The organism is Pantoea sp. X-Soil-OKNW-556 (genome assembly GCF_059730695.1).
Map to the genome: position 1 here is coordinate 2,627,985 of NZ_AP035990.1, position 21,356 is coordinate 2,649,340.

Below are 21,356 nucleotides of genomic sequence, written 5' to 3' on the forward strand. Positions count from 1 at the left end.
TGAGCGCCCCATAAAAAAGGGCCGCCCTGAGGCAGCCCTGAAAAAGAATGATTTGTTGTCTATCAGCCGATTGAGATGTCCCAGTCTTCATTGTTGCTGGTATCAATGCCGAGACTGGCTACATTCGATCCGATAACCATCTCGCCCAGCAGAATCGGAACCGGACTCCCCTGCCCTACGCGGTTTTCGGCACTGGTAAATGAATTGTTGGTGATGCTGGTCGAATCGTTTTCCGATGAACTGGCGGTTTTCAGCGTGGATGTCATATAAAGCGAGTAGGCAACCGAAGCGACCGTGACCGCCACCATAATCCAGGCCGCAGCCGCAGCCGTAATTGCCCCTTCAACTACTGGCACAAACAACACCGCTGCACCATCTTTCAGATGACGGTCCATATGAAACGCCAGCCTATCGCTGGACACATCACCTCCATCGATGCGGATACGCAGACGGGTTTTATAAAAATCACGCTTGAAGGCGGGGCATTGAGCCAGCAGCAGGCGCAGCCCCTGAGAAGGGGTATCAACGTTTAAAGCGATCTGGCGGAAATGTCGTCGTAGATTCCCCGCAAATCTAAAGATGAGCATTGTTCATGCCTCCAGATGGAATGGATCAGCGGTATGTAAATTGGGCGCAACTGCTCTCGGCGACTCAGCCGCCCATGAACCTCATGATGGAGAATGGTGTTATTCCCCAGCCAGATCATCGCGTGGCACGGGTCGGCCTCGGGAAATGCGCGCCGGATAATGACATCGCCTGGCTGGATATCTGCGTCGGCAACGCCATAAAATCCGTTGGTTGCCATGTTTTTTAAATACAGATTTTCACCGCGCAGCCACCACCCGTTCGTGCGTTCAAAATCAGGCAAATCGATGCCACAGAGATGATAGGCATCCCGAAACAGCGTATAGCAGTCCGTGATGCCATGAACGAACCGGCGTCCCAGCAGATACGGAACGGGACGGACTTTGCGCAGCACCCCAGCGCTGGCGAGCCACCAGTCGATGTCAGTGGCAATCTGTGCAGTGCGGTCAGCAGGTGACAGCACCGGTTTTGATTTCGGGTGAGAATGAAAAACGGCGGTGATTTCTCCCGCCGCTTCAGCGCTTGTCCAGTCCTCATCGCTTATTCTGAAATGCTGAGATGGCTGTGGATGGACATTCTCACAGCGGATAAGGCGCGCGTTATCCAGGATCAATCCGCACACTTCATTACCGGATGAAGCAGCGTAGATCAGGCATTCATCTTCCAGCGTCATGATATTTTGCTCGCCCCAGGATAGCCCCCGTAGGGTTTAACCGCTGGTGCGGGGAACCGAAGACGACAACCGCTCAGGTGTTTTGAACACCGGTCTTTCGTTGTATCCGATGTGGGCTGATCGAACTCATCAGCCACCGCACCTCCGTTGTAACCGCAACCGTCACCCCGATAAAGCCACTGGCATACATCAGCAAGAATGGTGCGACCGGGGATCACCGCGTTGTCCTGGTCTACCGGTGTGGAAAGGTTATAAGTGACCTGCTCGGGTGTCTCTTCAGACATTTCCTCCACGGTGTAACGAGACACAGCCTCCATCGTGGTATCAGCATCCGGATTCCCGTTCGGAAAGTTTACCGCATCGAGATGTTTTACCAGCACCTGCCGGCGGGTCAGCGTTGCCCCAGCTGCATCGTTAAAATCACTGTTGATCCCGGTAATCAGACCGTCCATGTTGGCGACAGCCATTGTAGGACGGGCATAGGTTCCCTCGGATTTGGTTTCGAACCCCTCTACAGCAATCGGATAGGCTGAATAAGCATTCCCCTTCCATATGACATCGTTGTAATAACCGTTCGTACCTGAATGGAAGCGGATCACATCGCCGCCAAATGCCTGAAGGTCAAGCTCAAACAGATCGAGCATCGCGCCGACACCAGCATCAACACTTTCGATAATGAGTTCGGCGGGTATATCTCTCATCGTGGCACCTGTTCAAATGTTGAGGTTAACTCGTAATAATTGCCAGTTTTAGTCATCGACCACGATCGGCACACAAAAAGCGCCTGAACTCCAGTGTCTGACGGCGTCCAGTAAAATGAATCAACTGCCATCCGCGCTTTAATAAAGGCTTCGGCCTCTTTTGCCACATTAGGTCGGGAGCACTTTGTATCGTCATAACCCACGAATTTAAGCGAGTAGCTGTCCATTAGTGAATTGATGCCCTTGGTCTGACGCTGCTCATAGCCGTCTCCCAGAGACACGACGGACACGTTCGGTTGCCGCGAGACGGTGTAAGCCTTCTGCGGTGACCATGTGAAAGTTTCTGGCATGGGTTACTCCAAATAAAAAACCCGCCGGAGCGGGTTCTCAATATGCAGTGTGAATATTAAATTTCCGAAACCAATTCTTGCAGCTGTTGCTTGGCTTTTTCAAACAGACGCCGCTCAATTTCAGCCAGAGACGCCAATTTGTCGTAAGGTATGCGCACTAATACTTTGATGGTCCGGTTATGATCCTCATAAATGAACTTAACCGTGGCAATAATTCCCGAATCGTCCTCATGCTCGAAAGCAGTAATATCTTCGATATAGCGTTGCATTTTCTTACTCCTTGTTGTCAGGTAATTATTACAGCATTATTTTGTTTTACTTAACATACCTCTCGGGCGCTGCTGATCTTTGATTTGATATAGCGCAACCTGCTTCATCATCGCAGCCATCTTGCTCATGGTTGCATCATCAATGCCACCGGTTGTCTGGATATTGAAATGCACTTCCTGCTGAATTGTCGATCCGCTGCTGGAGCTACCAATGTCCCTGTTGCTAATAACGGAGCCGTTATCACCTGGGATCATATACTGGCTGCCATTGCTGGCCTTGAAGATTTCAGGCTTACCGCCCTCTCCCACCTTATACATGCTGTTGGCGCTGACCGGGCCGCCGTGTTCGCGAGCACCAGTGAGTGACATTGCCTGGGCAGCTGTCATTGCCGTTGTGAAGCCCGTCATGCCCGCTGCTGCTGCCCCGCCTGAGGTTGCTACTGATGCCGCCATTGCCGCTGGGGACCATGCTGCCAGCAGTTCAGCAGCTGCGGCTGACCCGGCAAAAACAGATGCTGTCAGAGCGGTTGCCGCGGTTGCCTGGTTACTGGCGATCGCAGTGGTCTGCGCGGCCTGGCCCATGACAGCCGATTCAACCCATCTCACGCCCATCTCGACCAAACTGCTTACCAGACCATTGAGGACTGATGTACCAAGGTTGGCGAATGCTTCCGAAAGGCTTTGAGTTCCATTCAGAAGCCCGGTGATAGCGTTAGTGGCACCACCACCCAAAGATTCAATGGCTGTTCCCAATAATGCGTTTGAATCACTTTGCGCTTTGTAAATCTGCCATTGTGCGGCGATACGAGCCTGCTCATACTCGGTGTTGGCAGCATTCATAAGCGCCAGCCCGTTCTGCGTCAGTACGCCCTTTTCAGTTTCGAATTGCTGGATGAGCGCCAGTTTACGGGCGTTCTCATTTGCAAGTTGCTGGACAGGGTCAATTGCACCCTGGGCATCCTGCAAAGGTGAAACCCCGGAATTTTGCTCTGCCCGGATCTTGGCTAAATTAACCTGATGCTGTTGCTCCAGCTGTTCACTGGTCTGGTTATACTGTTGCTGGGTTATTTTCTTTGCATTGTAGGCAGTTTGTAGATCCTTAACATCCTGCGCATAGCTGGCATTTTCCTTGGCTTCCGGGATGAGCTTTTCAGCTGCTGCCTGAGCCTTAAGTGCGTTTGCCGTGTCCCATTTTTTGGCTGCGTACTGCCCGGCCAGCGCGATTTGTTCCTGAGTTGCCCCTTTGCCGAGAGACTGCTGCGCAGTCAGGACGGCCTGTTCACGGCTCAGTTCAGTTGTCGAGTTTGCAGCGAGTTCAGACTGATGTTTCAGATTTGCCAACTTTTGAGCGACAGACTCTTCCTGCTTAGCCAGTTGGCTACCGCTGGTTTTAAGTTTCTGCTGAGCCTGGACATTGTTATATGTCTGTTCGGCCTCATTTTGCATCTGAATAGCTTGTGAGCTGTCTCCGGTGAACCCTGCATCTTCAGCTTTGTATAGCGCCTGCAACCTTGCACGAGCTGCTCCTTGTAGCTTTGATAGCGCCAGTTCCCTCTGCGACTGCTGGATCAGGTTTTTCTGTCCCTGAGTCAGGTTATCCATCTCCCCCTTTAGAGCCGCAACGTTTGCTTTCGCATTTGCAGAAGCGGAGACAAGATTGACCAATTTGCTGATAAAAGCAGTAAGCGCCACCTGCCCATCAGTGGAAGATGATTTTATCCCCTGTAGCTCCAACACCAACGCTTGCAAAGCCTCGGGGGATTTGGTCTGGGAGACATTTTGCAACTGTTTGGCTAAATTGAAAGCCTGCTGTTCAGAAATGCCAAAATTGGATGATAAGGCTGAAATCGTGCTGGAAAATGTAAGCATTGATCCCTGCGCAGCATCACCTCTCGACGCCAGTTGGCTAAATGCCTCTTTGACATTATCTGTTTCGATCTGATTGGCTTTAAGGATGTCATTGAACGCGCTTATGCCGACAGTTGCCCCAGCAAATGCTGCTTTCGCAGAATCTCCAAGTCCGAAAATTGAAGTGGCCGCATCATTTATTGCTGAAGGCAGTTTTGACACCGCCTGGTTGTATTCGATTATTGCCTGATTGCGCAATATCGTGGCTGCTTCAGCGTTTGTGCGTGCCAGCAGAGCATACTTGTCCGACAAAGCGGCCACGCCACTCTGAGAAATGTTAATCACATCATTCAGGGCATTTGTGGCAGTTGCCAGCGTTTTCATCTGGTCTTCAGCGCTGCCCATTGATTTAACCAGCGTTCCTGCCAGTACAGATCCCAAAGCGATTATCGCACCGATAATGGCACCGCTCGGACCGAATGCACCGGCCAGCTGAGAACCCTGCTGGCTGAATGCCACCAGCGCAGACTGACCGCCCTGAACCTGTACTATGAAATCCTGCACCTGGTAACCGGCCTGCTGCATCTGTGTGCGCCAGTTACCGTGGCTTTTTGCACCCCGATCGGTGCTGTTTTTCATGTCGAAAAGCTGACCTGTCAGTTGACCTATCTTCTGCTTCTCGTCATCAGTCGCAGCAGAACCGGCACGCAACTGTGCAGCCAGGACAGCAGCGCTCCGCGCTCCATTCTCGTTTGCCTCTTCCAGAATGGCTATCTGGTTACCAAGCCCCTCGATGATAGATTCTGCGCGTGAATACTCCCTTGATACTGCCGCCGTGCTGCTGGATGATTCTTTCATCGCGCTCGCCATAGAGTTCACCGATGAAATCAGTGTCTGCATGGCGGCATTCATCTGTGTCAGCGTCATGCTGGCGGCAAGAGAGTTTGTGTTGGCCTGGCTGATGGCTGTGGCTACGGCAGAAAAAGTGGTATTCAGCGACTGGAGGCTACCATCCATTGATTTTGCATGACTGGTGATCTGGTCCAGATTAGAAGCTGTAGATTTTGCTTCTTTACCAAGATTATCAACTGCTTTCCCGGTGTTCTTAGCGCTACCGGTCATGTCCGACAACGCCGATTTAACCTCATTGGCACCAGTCAGGAGTTGGGCAGTCTCCAACTCAACGTCGTAATAAATCTCCCCAACCTTTTCTGACATACGGATCTCCGGGCATAAAAAAACCCCGCCGAAGCGAGGTTCACTTTTTATCAATTTATAATGTCAGACCTTTGATTTGCTGACCGTGTACGACTGTACTTTCCCATTATGAGTTTGAACGCTCAACACTTTTGCGTTAGCACCGAAAGCGCTACCGATGCTGTATGACCACATCAGAACCTCGTTACCATCAGAGTCAACCGTGGTTGTCGTCGGCTCGCCAAACATGGAAATAACTTCCTGTTTCGTGGTCACACCTTTCTGGACATTTGCCAGCTTTGACTCATCAAAATTAGTGCCTACATATACGCATCCAGCAAGCACTATAGACAGCATCGCAATAAACAGCTTCCCCATATCCCTATCCCCATAAGTAACAGTGGGTTAAATCTTAGCATGGGGCAGGTGACAAAAAGTGCAAAACCATAAGCACTGATCATATGTCAGGATATTAAGAACGTAAAAATAGCGTTAGGATTATTCTGGTTTTTAAGTAAAAAAGATACTGAGAAAAGAGTTTTTTGTCTAACCGTTTGAAAAGGAATTAAAATGAATCATACACCTGAAATTAGCGAAAATGAAAATGTTCCTGTATTCGCCGCCACCACAGGCGTTACAGGTTACAAATTTGGCACTGAAGCATATCTCGACTTACTTTTTATGAGGCCGATTTTTGCTATAGACAAATCTGCTGAACAGAGCATTAATGAAGGTGGTACAATGAGCGCTCAGGCAAAGATGATACTCAAGAACGTAAGTTCTGTGACACTGACGGAAGCCCAAGCTCGTCAACTGATTACTGCAATTGAAGATCAACTTAAGAAGTTAAAGGATATTTAACAAATGGATGCCACCATATCTTCATATGGTTTCAGTAATGCATTCACACTATCAGTTGCCAGATTTGAAGATACACAACCAGTAGAAATTCCTAAAATTACATCTTCTTCGGTTGTAACGGTAATTAAGAGCATCAAAACGATAGCTCTACCTTCAAATCTTGCCTATGATCATGTCAACACTCTACTTGTACAGCAACCGCTCATAACAGCAGATGAAATTATGACAGTACCAACTTCATCACCACTAACGGTAGGTTGGGCTATTGGCCTGACAGCCACACTGATTGTCGCAGCTTTAGCGATCGCTGGGGGCACCTTTTCCTTGCTTCACTCTGACATAAATGATGTCAGAGCTGACATAAGTTCAGTAAGGGATGGGGCTTCGAGTGATAATCAGGCTCTGCGAGAAGACATGCGCCAGGATTTCTCTCAGCTAAACGTCAAGCTGGATAAAATGAGTACAGTCCTAACTGACATACGAGTGGATCAGGCCAAATCTCAACAATAAAAAAAAGCCCGGTTCAGGCCGGGTTTTCTTGACCCTTTGCTAGCCGCCTCGCCTTCTTAGCCAGATAGTCATCTGCTACTTTGTCGTATTCCTCGCGGGTGAAGCCCTTCTGATCGGGGTACTTCATGGCGATCATCATCTGAAACTCAGTCATCGTGAGTTGTTCAGCTTCATGTCGGCTGATTTCGAAATGGTTGCGTGCTGCGTTGATGTACTCAAGCGCACTGAACTCAGTCGAACCGGTTGATGATTCATGCCGCTGGAGGCGTCGCACCTTCGCTTTACCAATCAGGCCATGAACAATTAGCGATCGCGCGACCGTTATCATGTCTGCCACCGGGAGCTTTCCGGCGCGGTAAACGAAAGCCCATTTGCCACTTTTGCTGGGTATGAGTTCGCCAATTAATGGAGTGGCGTCCCGGTCACAGCATGCCTGGATAACAGAATACGCAGCCATAATGGTTCGCTTGGCAGACATTGCGCTGCACAGTTGCCGCAACAGCCACTGCTGATCGTCAACCTTTCCAGTCATCGCCGTGTAGAGGATGCGCATTGACGCTGAAACGCTACTTAGGCGTTGAATCTCGGCAACTATCTTTCGAGCCACGCTATCATCGAACAAATCATGAAAGGTGGTCACGATTTCTTCTGGTGAACCCAACTGCGTCATTGCAATAAACGATGGTCGGAAAAAGAAATCCTGATCGCCATCGCTTATCAGGCACTCGCCAATTTCTTTGAGGGGGATCATCAGTGTCTCCATAACCATTATCAGGGGCAGCACGCCGCCCCTTGTAATAATTACGCAGCGGTAACAGTGATTACAGAAGTGGATGTGAATCCGCCGTCTGCGGTCGTTGCAGTAATGGTGGCCGATCCTTCTGCAACGCCTGTCACCAGGCCGGAAGAGTTCACTGTGGCGATCGCCGTGTTGGAAGATGACCAGGTTACTGCCGGGTTGGTTGCATCAGAAGGTGCGACAGTCAGTGTTAACTGAGTGGTAGCGCCTTCAGCAACTGATGCGGTAGATGGTGCGACGGTAACACCGGTTACTGGTACGTCTTCAGGCGTGTCATATGCCTGAATAGTGGACGCATCACCAACTTTAAACTCGGTTGAGAAAGTTGTGATGTCGTTGGTTCCGCCGTCTGAGCTGAGCGCGGTGATCACCATATAACCCTGGAAGGTGACAGGACCGAATTCCATACGAACCCAGAGACCAGGCTGACGCTTAGCAGCAAGCTCAGTGGCAAAGTATTTGATGAATTTGCCAACACCATACTGATCCAGCTTATCCTTTTTACGCACTTCACCTTCAAAGCTGATAGTGAAATCGGCATTGGTGATGATGCTTTCAACATAGCCGCCGCCGTCATCCGCATCACTGGTTGTGGCGTTTGGGTTGAAGTCGAAAGTTTTACTGGTGCCTGCCGCCAGCGCCTTCCATTCTGACTCAACAGGGACTACGTCGCTGCATCCGTCAGCAACTTCAAGCACAACCGCGCCACCGAACAAACGTTCGTTGCTGTTCTGGCAATTTGCCATGAGTAATTCCTCTTTGACGTTTAACTAATCGCCGTAGGTGGCGACGAACTGGAGCCGATAGACCAGGCGGCCTTCGGTTGTAAGAACGGGGGCCGGGATGCCGCCGAGGTTTTGCAGATAACCAACGCAGTTGTCGGTCATGGGGTTTTTCTGGACGTAATCGATTATGGTCTGCATGGCAGCGTCGGCAGCACTGTTACCGCCTTTTGCACCTACCACATCGACCATCACGTAATACTCGCTGCCGAGGTCATGCTGGATTGATGAACCACCATTAGGGCGAAACACCATAAATGCTTCAGTCAGCTGTCCTGTGTCGTTCCACACCAGCAACTGCGGCGTGAATCCAGTCAGTAACCCGGCATCCTCAAAATAATTGCGCACCCGCGTGTGCATTGGAGGGTTCAAAGTGATAACTCCTTCCTGACAACCCGATCAACATCATCCCTCGCCTGCTCCCCCCCTTTGGTAAGGAAATGAGGTTCTGCATGCGGATCCCAGTAATTTCCAGTACCGGAGCCGCCACCGAACTCCTTGCCGTCTCGGGTCTTGCCGAAATGCGCACGCGGCTGCCCTTTGAGTTTCCCGGATGCGTTGTGGACATAAAGCGCATAGTTGGCGGAATAACCAACCCGTCCGGTGATCCGCGTTCCGTTAACGATAATCTCGCGAAACTGAGAATTGAGAAGCGTGGAGGTATCAACCGGGGTGATGATTGCTGCCTGTGCGGCAATAACGAGGTTCGCCGACTGTAGGGCGCGGGGAATTTTCCGCGTCTGTATATCGTCGATAAGGCGATTCAGGGCATTAACGCTGTTTGCCACACCTCTGATCTTGATACCCATATTCAAGCTCCAGTAATGATCGCGAAATCATCGGCCAGACGGTCAAACGTATCCGCATATCGAATGGCCTGCATTATCTCATCGGCACCGGCGGCAATCGGATCTGCGCCTGTCGATACGCCGATCAGGATGTAATCGCCGGTATCGGCCAGTGCGTATTCGGTCCAGATGGTATTTTTCACCACCTTCTCGCCGCCAATATCGCCGACACGCTTTGACAGACCGCCCTGATAATCACAAAAGATGACCAGCGGTGCGTCAAACCCGAGCGGATCACCGTATTCGTTCTGGCCTTCGAGCTTTTTCCAGATGGTCGCCTGAGCCGTGTATGACCAGTTAGCCAATGACGACATATCAATGTCTCCAGCTGATTACAGTTGGCTTTTCAGCAGCGATACGCCGACAGTTAATTACCCATTCGCCGCGGCTATTCACATAGCCGGTTGTTTCCCGGCCAGTGGACGTTTTGAGCCATACGCGTTCGAATGGTTTGGGGAGTTGAGAGGCTGGTATCCATTGCATATCAACCACCCAGCACCATGAAAAAGCCAGCGCTCTGCCCGGCGGAAATCGGCAGCGACTCGGTGCAACCGGATGTGTCGGCCAGTGACAGGGCCGTACGCAGATTGGCTAGCCCCTCATCATCATAATCGAACGACCGCGAAGCTCCTGAAGGTGCGCCCTGCGATTTGATGCGCCGGGCACCGGATGACGCCGACATGAGAGCCGCCGCATACAGCTTAATCAGCGTCTGCGTGCTTTCGTCGTAACCGGCACCGTCCAGGCAGGTATCAATTTTACTGACTGCACTCAGGATCGGCGTCAGGAGAACATCAGGGATGGAATAGCCCAGCTCAGTGAGCAGCGACTTTACATCCTCCGCAGTGATCTGGGCTGCCATCATTAACCTTCCTTCTTGGTTGCTGCTGCCAGCGCTGCGACCGCTTCATCAGCGCGTTTGGTCTCCGCTTCCAACTTGGTATTGGCTTCCACCAAGCTGGCTTCTGCTGTTTCAGCACGCTTCGTCAGCGAGGTGATCTCCGCTTTCAGCTTTTTTACATCAGCAGCACCGGGCGTTGACACTTCGAATGCATCAGCCGATACAGGCGTCGCTTTGCCAGCCAGCCAAGCAGGCAGCGTTGCGCCTTCGTACACCTCACCCTTTTTCAGCTCATGGCTGTCATGTGTCAGGATCCACTTCTGTTTTTCTTCAGGCATATGCCCTCCGCAAAATGAGTGGGGCCGAAGCCCCGGTTAATCAGGCTTTGGTCAGCTGGGCGTAACCGGCCTGGCCTTCCGCATCGTGTTTGAACTGCGGTGCCGCTGCGGCCAGCACGGTAAAGACATAATCGTCTTCCGGATTCTGGCGTGCTTTCGGGCGCATAGTCAGCGGCATACCGTTAAGGATCTGCACCACATCGCTGCGCTTGACCACACCAAGCAGCTCGTTAGCAGGTACTTTTGACGCCGGAACGAGTGCGGCCACACCTGGGATTTCCATGATCCGGGTGAAGATGGTTTTGGGGTAGTTAGCCGCATAATCCGTGGTGGTGGTGTAAAACCAGTCTTTGTAATTCAGGTAGATGGTCACCGGCGCAAAGAAGTTGTTGTCCTGCAAAAGGCTGATCAGCTCTTTGATGGCCTCAACCCATTGCGCACCGGATGCGCCGTTTAGATCCAGCGCAGTCGTACCGGTCGCACGATTCGGCGCGGTACGCAAACCAAAGATTTTGGCACCACCGACGTTGATATTGGCATCGCCGTTCAGCGCCATGTCCTCCAGCTTCTCAGCGACTTTGCGCTGATGGTTAGAGATAGCGTCGCTATCCAGCGAATAGCCTTCGGTCTGCGCCGCCAGCATCTGACGCCAGCCGAATGACAGCTCACTATCGATAATCGGCAGCGGCGTACCTTCGTAATCCATGACAGGCTGATCTGTTTTAGCTTTGCCGCGACCATCCAGGCTGACGTTCACATCACCAGAGTCGGACAGCGTCATGAAGTAGTGGATGAGCTTGCCGAGGGCCATCGGGCGGGACACGCTGGCGGCCAGATCATTAAACACGGCCAGCACATCGCGCTGAACGGTGATAGCCGAACGGTCCCACTCACCCCACACATCCTTCGGTAGCACTGAGGCGTTGCCGACCAACTGGTCATACGCGATGAACTGGCCGTTGGCGTCATTCATCGCAAAACCATGCGCGACGGCCATGTTGCGCTGCATCATGTCCCAGCGGCGACGGGCATTGAGGATTAGCTTTTGCTGATCAACAGTAAACTTAAGCATTCTGTTTGTTCCTTAGGCCGCAGCCGGTTTGGTGTAGGAGTTAACGATCACCACGTCGGCAAAACCCTGTGCGGTGAGCGTGCGGGCGGCTGCTTCGTCAAAGGTGGCAACCACAATGTCGCCTTCGGCTGCCGCAGCGAATACACCACCCGCACCCACGGTCAGCTCCTGACCAACCGTATAAGCGGCGGCGGCCAGCTGCACGTAATACTCCTGGTCAACCTCAACGCGGTACTGCACGCCTGTTTCACTGGCGGCATAGGCCGTGTTGATGTCCTGACCGAGAAACCGGCGATTGCCCAAAATCAGCAGGCGACCGGTCGGGTCGGCAGCGACAGTGACACCGCCGGTGGTGTTTTTCTTCACCACCACACCAGGTGTGAGCGCGGTAGCAACCGCCAGATTAAGGGTTTCCGGTTCACGCTCGACCGGGCCGCGATAAATGACATGAGGCATTATTTATTCTCCTGATCCGTACCGGTGTTGAGGTCATAGTTCGACCACTGGTCGTTATCCTGGCTGTTATGATGAAAACCACCGTTGAGGCCGTGCGAGGTCTGGCACTTCGCATACATGCCGTCCAGCGCTGCACCGTCCATCGCGTTGACCACTGCATCGTCCAGGCCAAACTTCACCTTTACGGCAGCGCGCTTAACGACCTTTTCTTTGTCAGCGTTAGCTGTCAGGCCGCTTTCGATGCTGGTCAGTTTTTCGGCAAACGGAGCAAACCAGGCTGGTGCCTGATCGCTGTTGTTGGTGGGTGCCGGTTTTTTCTTCGGCTTACCGGTTTCCGGATCGAGGTCATCGCCTTCACCGTTACCGCCTTTTTTCTTGCCCGTTTCCTCCGCCTTCATCTGGTTGTAGGCATCGAGCAGTTCGGCTTCCGATTTGCCCTCGGTCGGCTTACCTGCGGCTTGCAGCGCGTTGATAATCAGGTCTTTCATCGGATTAATTTCTCCGTTGGTTTTAATTTCGTACTCAGTGGGTTTGCGCACGACTTCTACAGGATCGCCAACCAGCGTCGCCGCGCCGTCAGCCATGAGGTACTTCTGGTCGAACAGCTTGCGCGTAACGCCTTCGCCGTCCTGTTCGTAAACGAAATGATCCGGCCAGACGCTGGCGATGTATCGCCATGTCTTATCGTCGGATTTGATAGCCATGCGCAGCGCCTGGTAGATGTCGTCGAAGGACATATCCGCTGCGTTGCTGAAGAAGAATTTCACCTTGTTCCAGATGCCATCCTGTGTGTTGTTGGCCGCCTCAGTAATGCTGGCGCTCTCAACCTCACCCTGTTCACCATCGGCGTTAACGAACATGCCCACGCCTTCTGCTGGCGTGCCAGCGCCCGGCTCATCAAGCAGGATGGCTATGTGGTCGAAACGCATGTTGCGGGCGATCCACGAATGCTTCTTTCCCTTCGATTCGCCCGCTTTGGTTTCTTTGTTGGTGAGTAGGCCGGTGGAAACGTGGATCGGGTCGGTGTTGGTGTTTGCCAGCATGCCATCGAGGCGCTCAATCAGGCGTTTGCCGTCCGGTTTAGACTCAGCCACCGCCTTATTCACGTAAACGTCCATCACGACCTTGTCACCGGCCTTGCTGACGTTCTGCGCCCACGCGCCAGCGTGATACTTGTTCACGGCGCGCGGGTCGTTGGCGCTGACATAGTTGCCGTCTACCTTCGGGTGCGACAGCGGCATCAGCTTGCCTTCCATCGACTGGTAGCTGTTGTTAATCTCCTCCGCCGGATACAGGCCGCCGTTCATCACGATGTTATCGACGATCGGCACCACGCCACGAATGACGTAATGCTCGGCACCATCGATGGAGGTCGTTGAGATGTTGGAGGTGTTAATGGCGAGGGATTTAACGTGAATGCTCGATAACTTCAACGTCGCGTCCTCATTGATGGATTAAGGGCAATAAAAAAGCCGCTTTCGCGGCTTTATGTTTATGAAAATATTTCTATTAGATGCTGAACATCTTGTGAGTATCTCTCAAACTCATTTGGCTCTGTAGCATCCATTGAACCCATGAGCCAGTATGCTTCTTTGATTGGATGTTGGATGTGCAAATAATTTGAGATTTCTTCAGCATACTTCAAAGAAGGAACAATAATTTTAATAGCTTTTGTCACATCCAGCTCAGGTTCATTTAGACGCCATTCACGTTCCCAAGTGAAATTGATGCCAGCCTCTCGCTTACGTGTGTCTAATGGATTGTAAGTTACATGCCGCCAGTGCATACAGGGAGGCATTGCTTCACCCTCTTCTTTTGTCTGGTAGATTACATGCCTACCGCCAATACTAAATATGTATTCTTTTGTGAACGAAAAGCCAAAAGTTGTATAACGCGAGGTTTGATGTGCTTTAACTTCCTTTGGAGACTCAGTAAAGCAAATACTTTTGATTTTTTTGAATGTGTCTTTACCCGATGCTCTAAGAAATCCGTCATCGAAAATCTTTAGCATCACCTCAAATGCTTTCTCCCGAGCTACTTCTTCATCTTGACCAAAGTAATCTGTTTTAATCCAATGATATAAATCCGGCGAGTAGTCTGTGTGTTCATGCATAAACATCTCCTTTTTATTCATGATACAAAACTATGAGCTCCACTGCTCACGCTCTTTCGCCAGTTTTTCCACCATCCCCCGGTTCACTATCTCGCCGTCGTCGTCGAGCAATGCCGGGATCTGCGAGCAATAGCAGTTATAGCGGTTGCCGTTTTCGGCATAGAACTGTTCAACCTCTTCCGTGGTGTACGTCTTGCCGTGACGCGAGGCGTGCCACGGGCGAGTGGTGGGCTTCAGCGCTGACATCCAGAGCATGGCGGTATTAAGCCCCAGCCGGTCCCGCGTCCACTCTGTTTCGTTGCGCTGGGCTTTACGCAGCGCGCCAACCTGCTCTGTCTGTGCAATGGTCAGCGCCTTAGACATGGATACATCGAGGCGTTTGCTGACAACCTGCGCGGTTTCAAGCGGGTTCACACCACGAGCTACCGCATCGATCACAATACTCGCCAGGTCGCCGCGCGCTGCGTCACTGATGCTTTTCCAGTCGCTGTAGGTGGACAGCGCGGCAGCTGCTACCTGGTTCTGGTACGCCGGGCTGCTCAACAGCTGCGCCAGCGTTGTCTGCTGGGCGTAGTAATCAGACTGTCGGGACAGATTGTTGAATGCCTCAAACGTGCCGCGCTGTAGCTCCTGCTCTACATAACCGGAAGCCCAGAAATCATTTTCGCCGCCAGATAGCAGGTGATTATCCAGAATTGCCTGCATCAGATTCAGCATCTCGTTGAGCTGCTGGTTCGTCATGTCGTAGATGTAGGCTGAGGCGTTGACCTGGTACAGCGTCGGCATGTCACCGTTCTGATGACACAGGAAATGCCACTGGTGCGAATTACCCTCGCGTTGCCGCCCGGTCAGGCGCTGATCAAACAGCGATTTGAGCGTCAGCTTTATCTGGTAATACCGTTCATCAATATCGCGGGCCATCTTGCTGACTGACTTACCAGACATTGTGGGGTCAACGCGCGACCTGGGGATCACCGGGCTTTGTGGTTTCCTGTTCATCGTCGTCACCGCTGAGAGGGTCGGGACGTTTGGCAGGTGGTTGGTTGTCATCGATATCATCCAGTTCCGGATCCGGCTGCAATTCGCCCTGCGCGCGCACCTCGTTGCCGCTGATGGCTGAGCGGCCCAGCGCATTCGTCGTTTTGACGGCGACATCGGCCATCGCGCTCATGTTGGCAATCTTCTCGGACTGGCTCGGCGCGAGTAAATCAGACCAGCCAACCGTGATTTCGCCTGACTCTGGTGGCGGCACAATGCCCAGCGTCCAGAAGCGCGTGACCAGGTCGGTGATCACGTCGGTAAGAAAGCCATTGCGGCGTGACATTCGGGTTTTCGCCCAGCTCTTGCCGTCCTCGGTTGAGGCGCGTTCGCCGGTCTGCATACCCACCAGCTCTTTCATCGGGATTGGCACGGTGGCGCACCACTCACTCAGCGCAGTTCGCCACGTTGGTTCGGGATCGGCAGCGGCCACTGAAAGCACCGAGGCGGTCCCTTCCTGCATGAATGTGGCGCTGTCGGTGCTGTCGTTGAGTCGGCGAACCTGATTATCCAGCGCATCGGACAGCTGCCCCTCGGTCACGCCAAGGGCTTTAGCCAGCGCGGCAAAGTTCGTATCCTTGCTGAAGCTGAAGTTGAGCTGGCGGCTGGCGTTCTTCAGAAAGCCTTCAGACGCGCCACCGCTCACCTTCTCGATGTCCAGCAGCTTGTTGAATCCATCCTCAAGCATCGACCGGCCGGACGTCATAGCGCCATCTTCAGAGCCTTCGGCGAGGATAATCACGCGGTCGGGGTGCACGTTAATAACGCGGCCCGGACGCGGATCACGGTTGTTGCCAACCGGCATCTCGACGAATGAATACATCTTCACATCGCCGAATGTCTCGCTTTGCTCATCGCTGTCCCATTCAATCGGCTCAATCTGCGCTTCCCACGCCGGGATCAGTTTCACCAGCGCTTTCTCAGCCTGACGGCCTACAACCGCTGTGTCGACCGGCTCTCTCCAAGCTTTATTGTCTTTCACCTGAATCAGCAATGCCGAGTAGCGCCCCACCAAGTTGCGCCGGTCAGCGCCTTTAATCTGCTTCCAGCAGCGTTTCAGCAACTTATTGATACGCTTATCCCACGGGGTCAGTTTGGTTGCGTCTTTGGTGTCGTCGCCTTCATACACTTCCGGGGTATCTTCCCAGCAGCCATCAATCATCCGTTGCACTGATGCACCGGCGATCGCGTTGCGCGTGTAGGCGCGATAGAAATCGTCGAAGCTCAATTCGACCGGGTAGCCGAATTCCTGATACAGCCGCTGGCGCTTCGTGTTGCTTGTGCCGCCGTAAAGGGACGACAGAAATTTGCCCCGCTCCTTTTCAAGGCTGGCATTAGCGGCATGCTGTTGTTTCATCTGGCTTTCGTTCACTGGTGTCCTCCGTCAGCGCGAGCGCACCAACATGCCAAGAGATTGTGGTTCTGATAGTTCGGTAAGGGCATAAACAGCGGCGTCGAGCCGGTCAGGTGATTTCTTCGCGGTCGCTGGCACGTACTCCATAAACTGGTTTTCAACCTGATACAGACTGCCCCGGTGCGCTACGCGGCCCTGCGCATAGAGCGCGGAAATGGGTTCGGCGCGGGCAAACTTACCCTTGCTGGCGTGCACACGAATGACGCGGCCAGAGAATCCAGCGTTGCGCAGCGTATCTTCCGCCATGTCGCCGCCCTGGTTGGTTTCAATGACAATCGCATCGGCATCATGTTGGTGATACGCCTCAATCGCACGCGTAGCCCAGCCGTTTGGCGAGTATTTGCCGCTGTAGTCGGCGTCGAGGCTGTACTGGCGCTCATCACCGCTACCGTACACGCTGGCAACCGCAATGCCTGATTCGTCGCTCTCTTCGCTGTTGGTTGCCTGTGGATCGATAGCAACAACGGTGCGCGCGAGTTCCTGCGTGATCCGCATGTCATGCGCCGCGCTGATCATCTCCTCATTCCACAGTGCGCCCTCGGCGTTGAAACGCTTCGGATTCTGCATGTACTGCGCCTCGGCGGTGCGCCGGTGGGAGAAGAGTGAAACACGGTGCGACTCGTTATGCTTGAACGGCCACAGCCAGCCATCAGGCAGGCCGTGATCAATCGGTATGGCGTGGGTGTTATCCGGGTATATCTCGGCATAGCTGCGGCTGTTATCGATGATCACCGGCAAATTCAGGTGATGCCACATTTCGCCGCTGCCGCCGCGCAGCAGATAACCACTGAGGTCGTGATAGTGGATACGCTGCATAATCACGATCATCGGCGTCGTTTCGACGGCCAGACGTGATTTGATGGTTTCGTTAAAACGGTCGTTAACGCCGCCGCGCACGGTATCGCTGTATGCATCATCTGGCTTAACCGGGTCATCGATGATCAGCGCACCCTGCCAACCAGGTTCCATATGCCCGGCACGAAAGCCGGTGACCTGCCCAGCTGCCGACGACGCATAAACGCCACCGCCATACTCGTTCCACCACATGGCCTTACTGTCTGCGTCGTCGCGCAGATCCATAGGCCACATGCCCTGAAAGGCGCTCGATTTAATCATCCCGCGCGCGGTCGATGAGTTGAGCAGCGCCAGATTATGCGAGTACGACAGATGCATGAAGCGGGCGCGCCGGTTAATCGCCAGCCCGCGCCCCATCATGTTGATGGTCGCCAGTTCGGTTTTGGTGTAACCGGGCGGAACGTTGATAACGAGGCGCTTAATCTCGCCATCGATGACGCGATCAAGCGTTTGCTGAATCACCTGGTGATGCGGCGCGACTATCATCTTGCCGCCGGTGCGCTGCTTGAAGAAGTAGCGGGCAAAATACATGCCATCCTCTTCACACTCTATCCGGCGCGCGAATACCTTTTGCTCAGCAGTCGTCATCCTCCATCATCTCCTGCCGGGCGGATTTGTAATCCTCTTTGCTCATGGTGAATGTCTGGATAGCGCCGCCATCTTTGCCGGTGTGCTCCACTTTCTGCCGGTTGGTGAATGCGTCGCCGCACTCTTTGGCCGCCTGCTCAATCAGTTGGGCGGTCAGCGCGAAGTTCTTCATGCCTTCGGTGCGCGTCGCCATGCGGTCGAGTGCGCGCAGCCGGTACGCTTTGTTGGCGATCGGGATGTCGGCTAACTCAGTCTGGAATCGTTCGCGGGTGGCGTTGAACATGTCCACCCACTTTTGTGCCAGCCCCCGCCCGTTAACCTTCGTCGGGTCGTGAGATTCGACCTGCTGTCGGCTTACGGCGATCCCAAATTCTTTCTTGACGGAATCGACCACCGCTGAAGGGGTGTCAAAGCAGGCCAGGGACTGGACGATGAAGGCTTTGACCTCACCTTTCAGTGTCGCCATTGGTTACCTGCCCGTCATAAACAGTCAAAAATTAAGCCAGTCGCAGCAGACATGTGCCGCACGCCCTGGCTATGTCGAGTTTTGCCACCTCAGCCGGTTGGCTGAAGGCATCGATAAGCTGTTGAACCTCTGCGCTGGCACCATAGCGTCGTACCACTCCCACGAACTCTTCAACATCGTGGCCGCGCAACGTTAGCTTAGGTTGGCCCTCGCGAGTGAACTCCGGCGCGCCGAACTCATCCACCTTTTGCGCGATGTGGTACAGCTCATGCTCAACCAGTGCGCAGAACTCAACATCACTGCATTCGGCACAGTAATCAGCGGCCAGCGTGATGATGTAATCCGGCACCTCGCCGAACCATTCATACATCTGCTGTTCCATCCGGGCTTTCTGCCAGCCGCCAGCGCGAAACGCGACCTCTTCGGCCTGGCCGAGTACCGTGCGCCCCTTTTTGGCGAATGCCGATGATGCCCACATAACGCGGATATTGGCGTCTATCAGATGTGCATGGTCGGGGTTGTGCAGGTGACCGTCTTGCGAAAGGATTTGCTGGTTTATCCACTCGAGCACCTCAGGCGCGGGGATCAGCTTTATGTGAGGTTGAAAATCTTCAATAAAGTTGGCTGGCGCAGTAGGCCGATCAATTTCATCATCAGCCATATTATCTCCTAATGACCATTACTAAACGCGCCGATATACGAGCTGAGTAATAATCTTTTGATGTTATGGTAGAGAAAACTTTTAACTTCTGGAGTGATAGAACATGAAAGGAATGCCAAGAGGCAGCAAAGGTCAGAGAGCTGTGCAACAAGTGGCAAGAAGAAACCGAAAGCAATCTATGCACTCAGAGGCTAATCCTAAGCAATCTAATCGCGCTGGTGATCTAGAGCCTCAACAGATCGCCGCAATTGTGCTTATCGTTATCGCCATTTTTGCTTTCATCATGATCGCTTTGCGTTAGTGCAGATTAATTTCTTCTGCAATAAAAAACCGCCCGGAGGCGGCCTAGTTAGATAGCTTGATTCGCTATTTATTTGAAAACTCTTCATCAGGATATTTAGCAATAATGCTCTGAATCTCTGAATCAAGCATCCCTCTGAGCTGGGATGCTGTTAAGGCAGACCCATCTTCGACTATTAAACTATGGCTTCTGACATTGCCATTTTCTTCCCACTGCCAAACGAGTCTTTTCATAGGCCCGATGGAAAGGATATTGAGATTTCTAAATGGAATCATAGTCCCAGCAATGTCTTCAATCTCATATTCTGTCATGGCGCTCTCCTAGGTTAGCCCATGACATTATTAACTATTTCATCATCAGGCGCACTCGTAAATGCGCCTTGTGATGAAGAATCAAGGCCGCCAAGTGGACGGCCATTAGGGCATCCATTAACCAGCGAGAATGGAGTCAAGCCACTCAGAAAGGTCTTCCATATGGTCTTCGTCGGCGTATGTTGCCAGGAGCAGCGCCAACAGACCAAACATCACCGCAGTACCTGTTCCTATAACCAACGAACCAAAGAGAAATGCAGTAAGATTGGAAACAACCTCACCAGCCAGATACGCGGAAATGTAGTTCAACACCGGATTCCAGTTGCCAGACCGGGCTGCATCCCCCACCTCTTTCGCGAAGTCCACAATCTGCAATGACTTGCTGGCATCACCCAGATACCCAGCCCATTTTTTGAACTGAGCTTCAACGTCAGATTGTGACATCGACTCAAGAGCGTTGGCGATTGCAGTGAGATCTGAGCTGCTAAATTTACTCACTACTGCTAGCCCGTATTTTTCCCAAGCTGTAACAGCTTCTGCATAACTGCTGATTGTTTTACCTACCGAGGCATTAGCAAGGCGCATGGCCTCTTTGGCTGCATTCTCACCAAGAGTCTCATAAACACTCTGGAAAAAGCTGATCGCATTTTCCAGATACCCTTCAGCATCTTTTTCAGCTTGGGTGTAGTTAAACCGATCCGGTACAGTACCATTCTGAATGCTAACAATATCAGCTTCCGTTTGGGTGATATCAGCATTAATATTTGAGAGTGATGCCTGACTCTCAACAATTTGCTTGCTTAGGTCATCTTTTTCCGCAGCTAGCTCGTTTACTTTGACTTGTGATGACTCAAGTTCAGCTTCATTTTCTGGCCACCAAACGCCACCAGAATAATAAAGCCATTCACCACCAACGGTATAAGCTACATTCTGTAAGTAACTCACATATGCACTTACTTCTGTCGATCTTGCTTTTGCCAAGGCTAAATATGCCTGTGCATTGTTCAGCGCGTTAGATTTATCAACATTCAAATATGCAATTTGTGCATTAAGACTCGCATCAAGCGCAGCGTTATAAGTCGCCTGGCTTGTTTTCTGCCATTGCATTCCTTCCTGAATTTGAGCAATAGCTTCGGATGAGTTGAACGATTTCAGCTCTGACAGTGTCTGTGGAATTGGAAATGTAGCATTTAGACCATCAATTGCTGCCTGCAAGCCTGCTTCCCAAGATTCCATGCCTGATAGGTTATAGGCAGATGAGGTAATATCTGATGTTGTATATGCTGATAAATCCCCACCGTTATATGCTTCAGACAAAAGAGTATCATCTGAAATAAGTCCACCACGAGACCATATCTCCTGATCAGGATAGGAATCATCCTTCGGTTGCAGAGTATATCCAGCAGCGATGAGCTTACTTACATCAGTCATATCAGTTCCTTATGAAATTTTAAAATCGACTAATAAGTCGTAGGAAAA

Annotated in this window: 28 protein-coding genes; 3 read left to right on the plus strand and 25 right to left on the minus strand. The window is 52.1% G+C overall.

Going from position 1 to position 21,356, the window contains the following annotated elements:
- Window positions 1-62: 62 nt before the first annotated feature.
- From AC6I8T_RS12320 to AC6I8T_RS12350, 7 genes are all read right to left on the minus strand, one after another.
- Entirely contained in the window at window positions 63-587 is a 525-nt protein-coding gene (locus AC6I8T_RS12320) for a tail assembly protein (RefSeq protein ID WP_497833911.1), read from the minus strand.
- The gene (locus AC6I8T_RS12325) at window positions 530-1,258 is read right to left on the minus strand and encodes a C40 family peptidase (RefSeq protein ID WP_497833912.1); all 729 of its coding nucleotides are present in this window, start codon (window positions 1,256-1,258) and stop codon (window positions 530-532) included. The genes AC6I8T_RS12320 and AC6I8T_RS12325 overlap by 58 nt, the downstream gene beginning before the upstream one ends.
- Entirely contained in the window at window positions 1,255-1,959 is a 705-nt protein-coding gene (locus AC6I8T_RS12330) for a phage minor tail protein L (RefSeq protein ID WP_497833913.1), read from the minus strand. Before AC6I8T_RS12330 ends, AC6I8T_RS12325 begins: the two co-directional genes overlap by 4 nt.
- Window positions 1,956-2,309 carry a phage tail protein gene (locus AC6I8T_RS12335; protein ID WP_497833914.1) on the minus strand — a complete coding sequence of 118 codons (354 nt, stop codon included), beginning with the start codon at window positions 2,307-2,309 and terminating at the stop codon, window positions 1,956-1,958. The genes AC6I8T_RS12330 and AC6I8T_RS12335 overlap by 4 nt, the downstream gene beginning before the upstream one ends.
- 56 nt (window positions 2,310-2,365) lie before the next feature.
- On the minus strand, window positions 2,366-2,578 hold the full coding sequence (locus AC6I8T_RS12340; RefSeq protein WP_497833915.1) for a hypothetical protein: 213 nt from the start codon (window positions 2,576-2,578) through the stop codon (window positions 2,366-2,368).
- Between the two features lie 36 nt (window positions 2,579-2,614).
- Window positions 2,615-5,644: a tail protein (tape measure) gene (locus AC6I8T_RS12345; RefSeq protein ID WP_497833916.1), complete on the minus strand. Its 3,030-nt coding sequence runs from the start codon at window positions 5,642-5,644 to the stop codon at window positions 2,615-2,617.
- Window positions 5,645-5,707: 63 nt separating this feature from the next.
- Window positions 5,708-6,001, minus strand: coding sequence for a hypothetical protein (locus tag AC6I8T_RS12350; protein WP_497833917.1), 294 nt, complete (start codon window positions 5,999-6,001; stop codon window positions 5,708-5,710).
- A 192-nt stretch (window positions 6,002-6,193) separates the two neighbouring features.
- On the opposite strand from AC6I8T_RS12350, the gene AC6I8T_RS12355 reads away from it, so the two are divergent.
- Together AC6I8T_RS12355 and AC6I8T_RS12360 are read left to right on the plus strand one after the other, a co-directional pair.
- Window positions 6,194-6,484: a hypothetical protein gene (locus AC6I8T_RS12355; protein ID WP_497833918.1), complete on the plus strand. Its 291-nt coding sequence runs from the start codon at window positions 6,194-6,196 to the stop codon at window positions 6,482-6,484.
- Between the two features lie 3 nt (window positions 6,485-6,487).
- A complete protein-coding gene (locus tag AC6I8T_RS12360; protein ID WP_497833919.1) occupies window positions 6,488-6,994 on the plus strand; it encodes a hypothetical protein in 507 nt (168 codons plus the stop codon).
- 13 nt (window positions 6,995-7,007) lie between these two features.
- Here AC6I8T_RS12360 and AC6I8T_RS12365 read toward each other — a convergent pair whose 3' ends face one another.
- The 16 genes from AC6I8T_RS12365 to AC6I8T_RS12440 form a co-directional block, all read right to left on the minus strand.
- The gene (locus tag AC6I8T_RS12365) at window positions 7,008-7,745 is read right to left on the minus strand and encodes a DUF6246 family protein (RefSeq protein ID WP_497833920.1); all 738 of its coding nucleotides are present in this window, start codon (window positions 7,743-7,745) and stop codon (window positions 7,008-7,010) included.
- 50 nt (window positions 7,746-7,795) lie between these two features.
- Window positions 7,796-8,539, minus strand: a complete 744-nt coding sequence (locus AC6I8T_RS12370) for a phage tail tube protein (protein ID WP_497833921.1) — start codon at window positions 8,537-8,539, stop codon at window positions 7,796-7,798.
- A 24-nt stretch (window positions 8,540-8,563) separates the two neighbouring features.
- Window positions 8,564-8,947, minus strand: a complete 384-nt coding sequence (locus tag AC6I8T_RS12375) for a phage tail termination protein (RefSeq protein WP_497832275.1) — start codon at window positions 8,945-8,947, stop codon at window positions 8,564-8,566.
- Window positions 8,944-9,384, minus strand: a complete 441-nt coding sequence (locus tag AC6I8T_RS12380; RefSeq protein ID WP_497832276.1) for an HK97 gp10 family phage protein — start codon at window positions 9,382-9,384, stop codon at window positions 8,944-8,946. Before AC6I8T_RS12380 ends, AC6I8T_RS12375 begins: the two co-directional genes overlap by 4 nt.
- Window positions 9,385-9,386: 2 nt before the next feature.
- Entirely contained in the window at window positions 9,387-9,737 is a 351-nt protein-coding gene (locus AC6I8T_RS12385; RefSeq protein ID WP_497833922.1) for an uL10 family ribosomal protein, read from the minus strand.
- A gap of 170 nt (window positions 9,738-9,907) precedes the next feature.
- A complete protein-coding gene (locus AC6I8T_RS12390) occupies window positions 9,908-10,285 on the minus strand; it encodes a DUF7370 family protein (RefSeq protein ID WP_497834300.1) in 378 nt (125 codons plus the stop codon).
- A gap of 2 nt (window positions 10,286-10,287) precedes the next feature.
- Window positions 10,288-10,602, minus strand: a complete 315-nt coding sequence (locus AC6I8T_RS12395; protein WP_497833923.1) for a hypothetical protein — start codon at window positions 10,600-10,602, stop codon at window positions 10,288-10,290.
- A gap of 40 nt (window positions 10,603-10,642) precedes the next feature.
- The gene (locus AC6I8T_RS12400) at window positions 10,643-11,674 is read right to left on the minus strand and encodes a major capsid protein (RefSeq protein ID WP_497833924.1); all 1,032 of its coding nucleotides are present in this window, start codon (window positions 11,672-11,674) and stop codon (window positions 10,643-10,645) included.
- A gap of 12 nt (window positions 11,675-11,686) precedes the next feature.
- On the minus strand, window positions 11,687-12,130 hold the full coding sequence (locus AC6I8T_RS12405; RefSeq protein ID WP_497833925.1) for a hypothetical protein: 444 nt from the start codon (window positions 12,128-12,130) through the stop codon (window positions 11,687-11,689).
- Window positions 12,130-13,563, minus strand: a complete 1,434-nt coding sequence (locus AC6I8T_RS12410; protein ID WP_497833926.1) for a DUF2213 domain-containing protein — start codon at window positions 13,561-13,563, stop codon at window positions 12,130-12,132. The genes AC6I8T_RS12405 and AC6I8T_RS12410 overlap by 1 nt, the downstream gene beginning before the upstream one ends.
- Window positions 13,564-13,622: 59 nt before the next feature.
- Complete coding sequence (locus AC6I8T_RS12415) at window positions 13,623-14,243, minus strand: hypothetical protein (protein ID WP_497833927.1); 621 nt, start codon at window positions 14,241-14,243, stop codon at window positions 13,623-13,625.
- Between the two features lie 30 nt (window positions 14,244-14,273).
- Window positions 14,274-15,164, minus strand: coding sequence for a phage minor head protein (locus AC6I8T_RS12420; protein ID WP_497834301.1), 891 nt, complete (start codon window positions 15,162-15,164; stop codon window positions 14,274-14,276).
- 31 nt (window positions 15,165-15,195) lie between these two features.
- The gene (locus AC6I8T_RS12425) at window positions 15,196-16,653 is read right to left on the minus strand and encodes an anti-CBASS protein Acb1 family protein (protein WP_497833928.1); all 1,458 of its coding nucleotides are present in this window, start codon (window positions 16,651-16,653) and stop codon (window positions 15,196-15,198) included.
- 12 nt (window positions 16,654-16,665) lie between these two features.
- Window positions 16,666-18,138 (minus strand): phage terminase large subunit family protein, encoded by a 1,473-nt coding sequence (locus AC6I8T_RS12430; protein ID WP_497833929.1) that lies wholly within the window; start codon window positions 18,136-18,138, stop codon window positions 16,666-16,668.
- Window positions 18,125-18,604, minus strand: a complete 480-nt coding sequence (locus tag AC6I8T_RS12435; protein WP_497833930.1) for a DUF2280 domain-containing protein — start codon at window positions 18,602-18,604, stop codon at window positions 18,125-18,127. The genes AC6I8T_RS12430 and AC6I8T_RS12435 overlap by 14 nt, the downstream gene beginning before the upstream one ends.
- Window positions 18,605-18,635: 31 nt before the next feature.
- Window positions 18,636-19,265, minus strand: coding sequence for a putative metallopeptidase (locus AC6I8T_RS12440; protein ID WP_497833931.1), 630 nt, complete (start codon window positions 19,263-19,265; stop codon window positions 18,636-18,638).
- 103 nt (window positions 19,266-19,368) lie between these two features.
- Here AC6I8T_RS12440 and AC6I8T_RS12445 point away from each other — a divergent pair, with 103 nt between their 5' ends.
- The gene (locus AC6I8T_RS12445; RefSeq protein ID WP_497833932.1) at window positions 19,369-19,566 is read left to right on the plus strand and encodes a hypothetical protein; all 198 of its coding nucleotides are present in this window, start codon (window positions 19,369-19,371) and stop codon (window positions 19,564-19,566) included.
- A 65-nt stretch (window positions 19,567-19,631) separates the two neighbouring features.
- Here AC6I8T_RS12445 and AC6I8T_RS12450 read toward each other — a convergent pair whose 3' ends face one another.
- Together AC6I8T_RS12450 and AC6I8T_RS12455 are read right to left on the minus strand one after the other, a co-directional pair.
- A complete protein-coding gene (locus tag AC6I8T_RS12450; protein WP_497833933.1) occupies window positions 19,632-19,877 on the minus strand; it encodes a hypothetical protein in 246 nt (81 codons plus the stop codon).
- Window positions 19,878-19,994: 117 nt separating this feature from the next.
- Entirely contained in the window at window positions 19,995-21,308 is a 1,314-nt protein-coding gene (locus tag AC6I8T_RS12455; protein WP_497833934.1) for a colicin-like pore-forming protein, read from the minus strand.
- Window positions 21,309-21,356 lie beyond the last annotated feature (48 nt).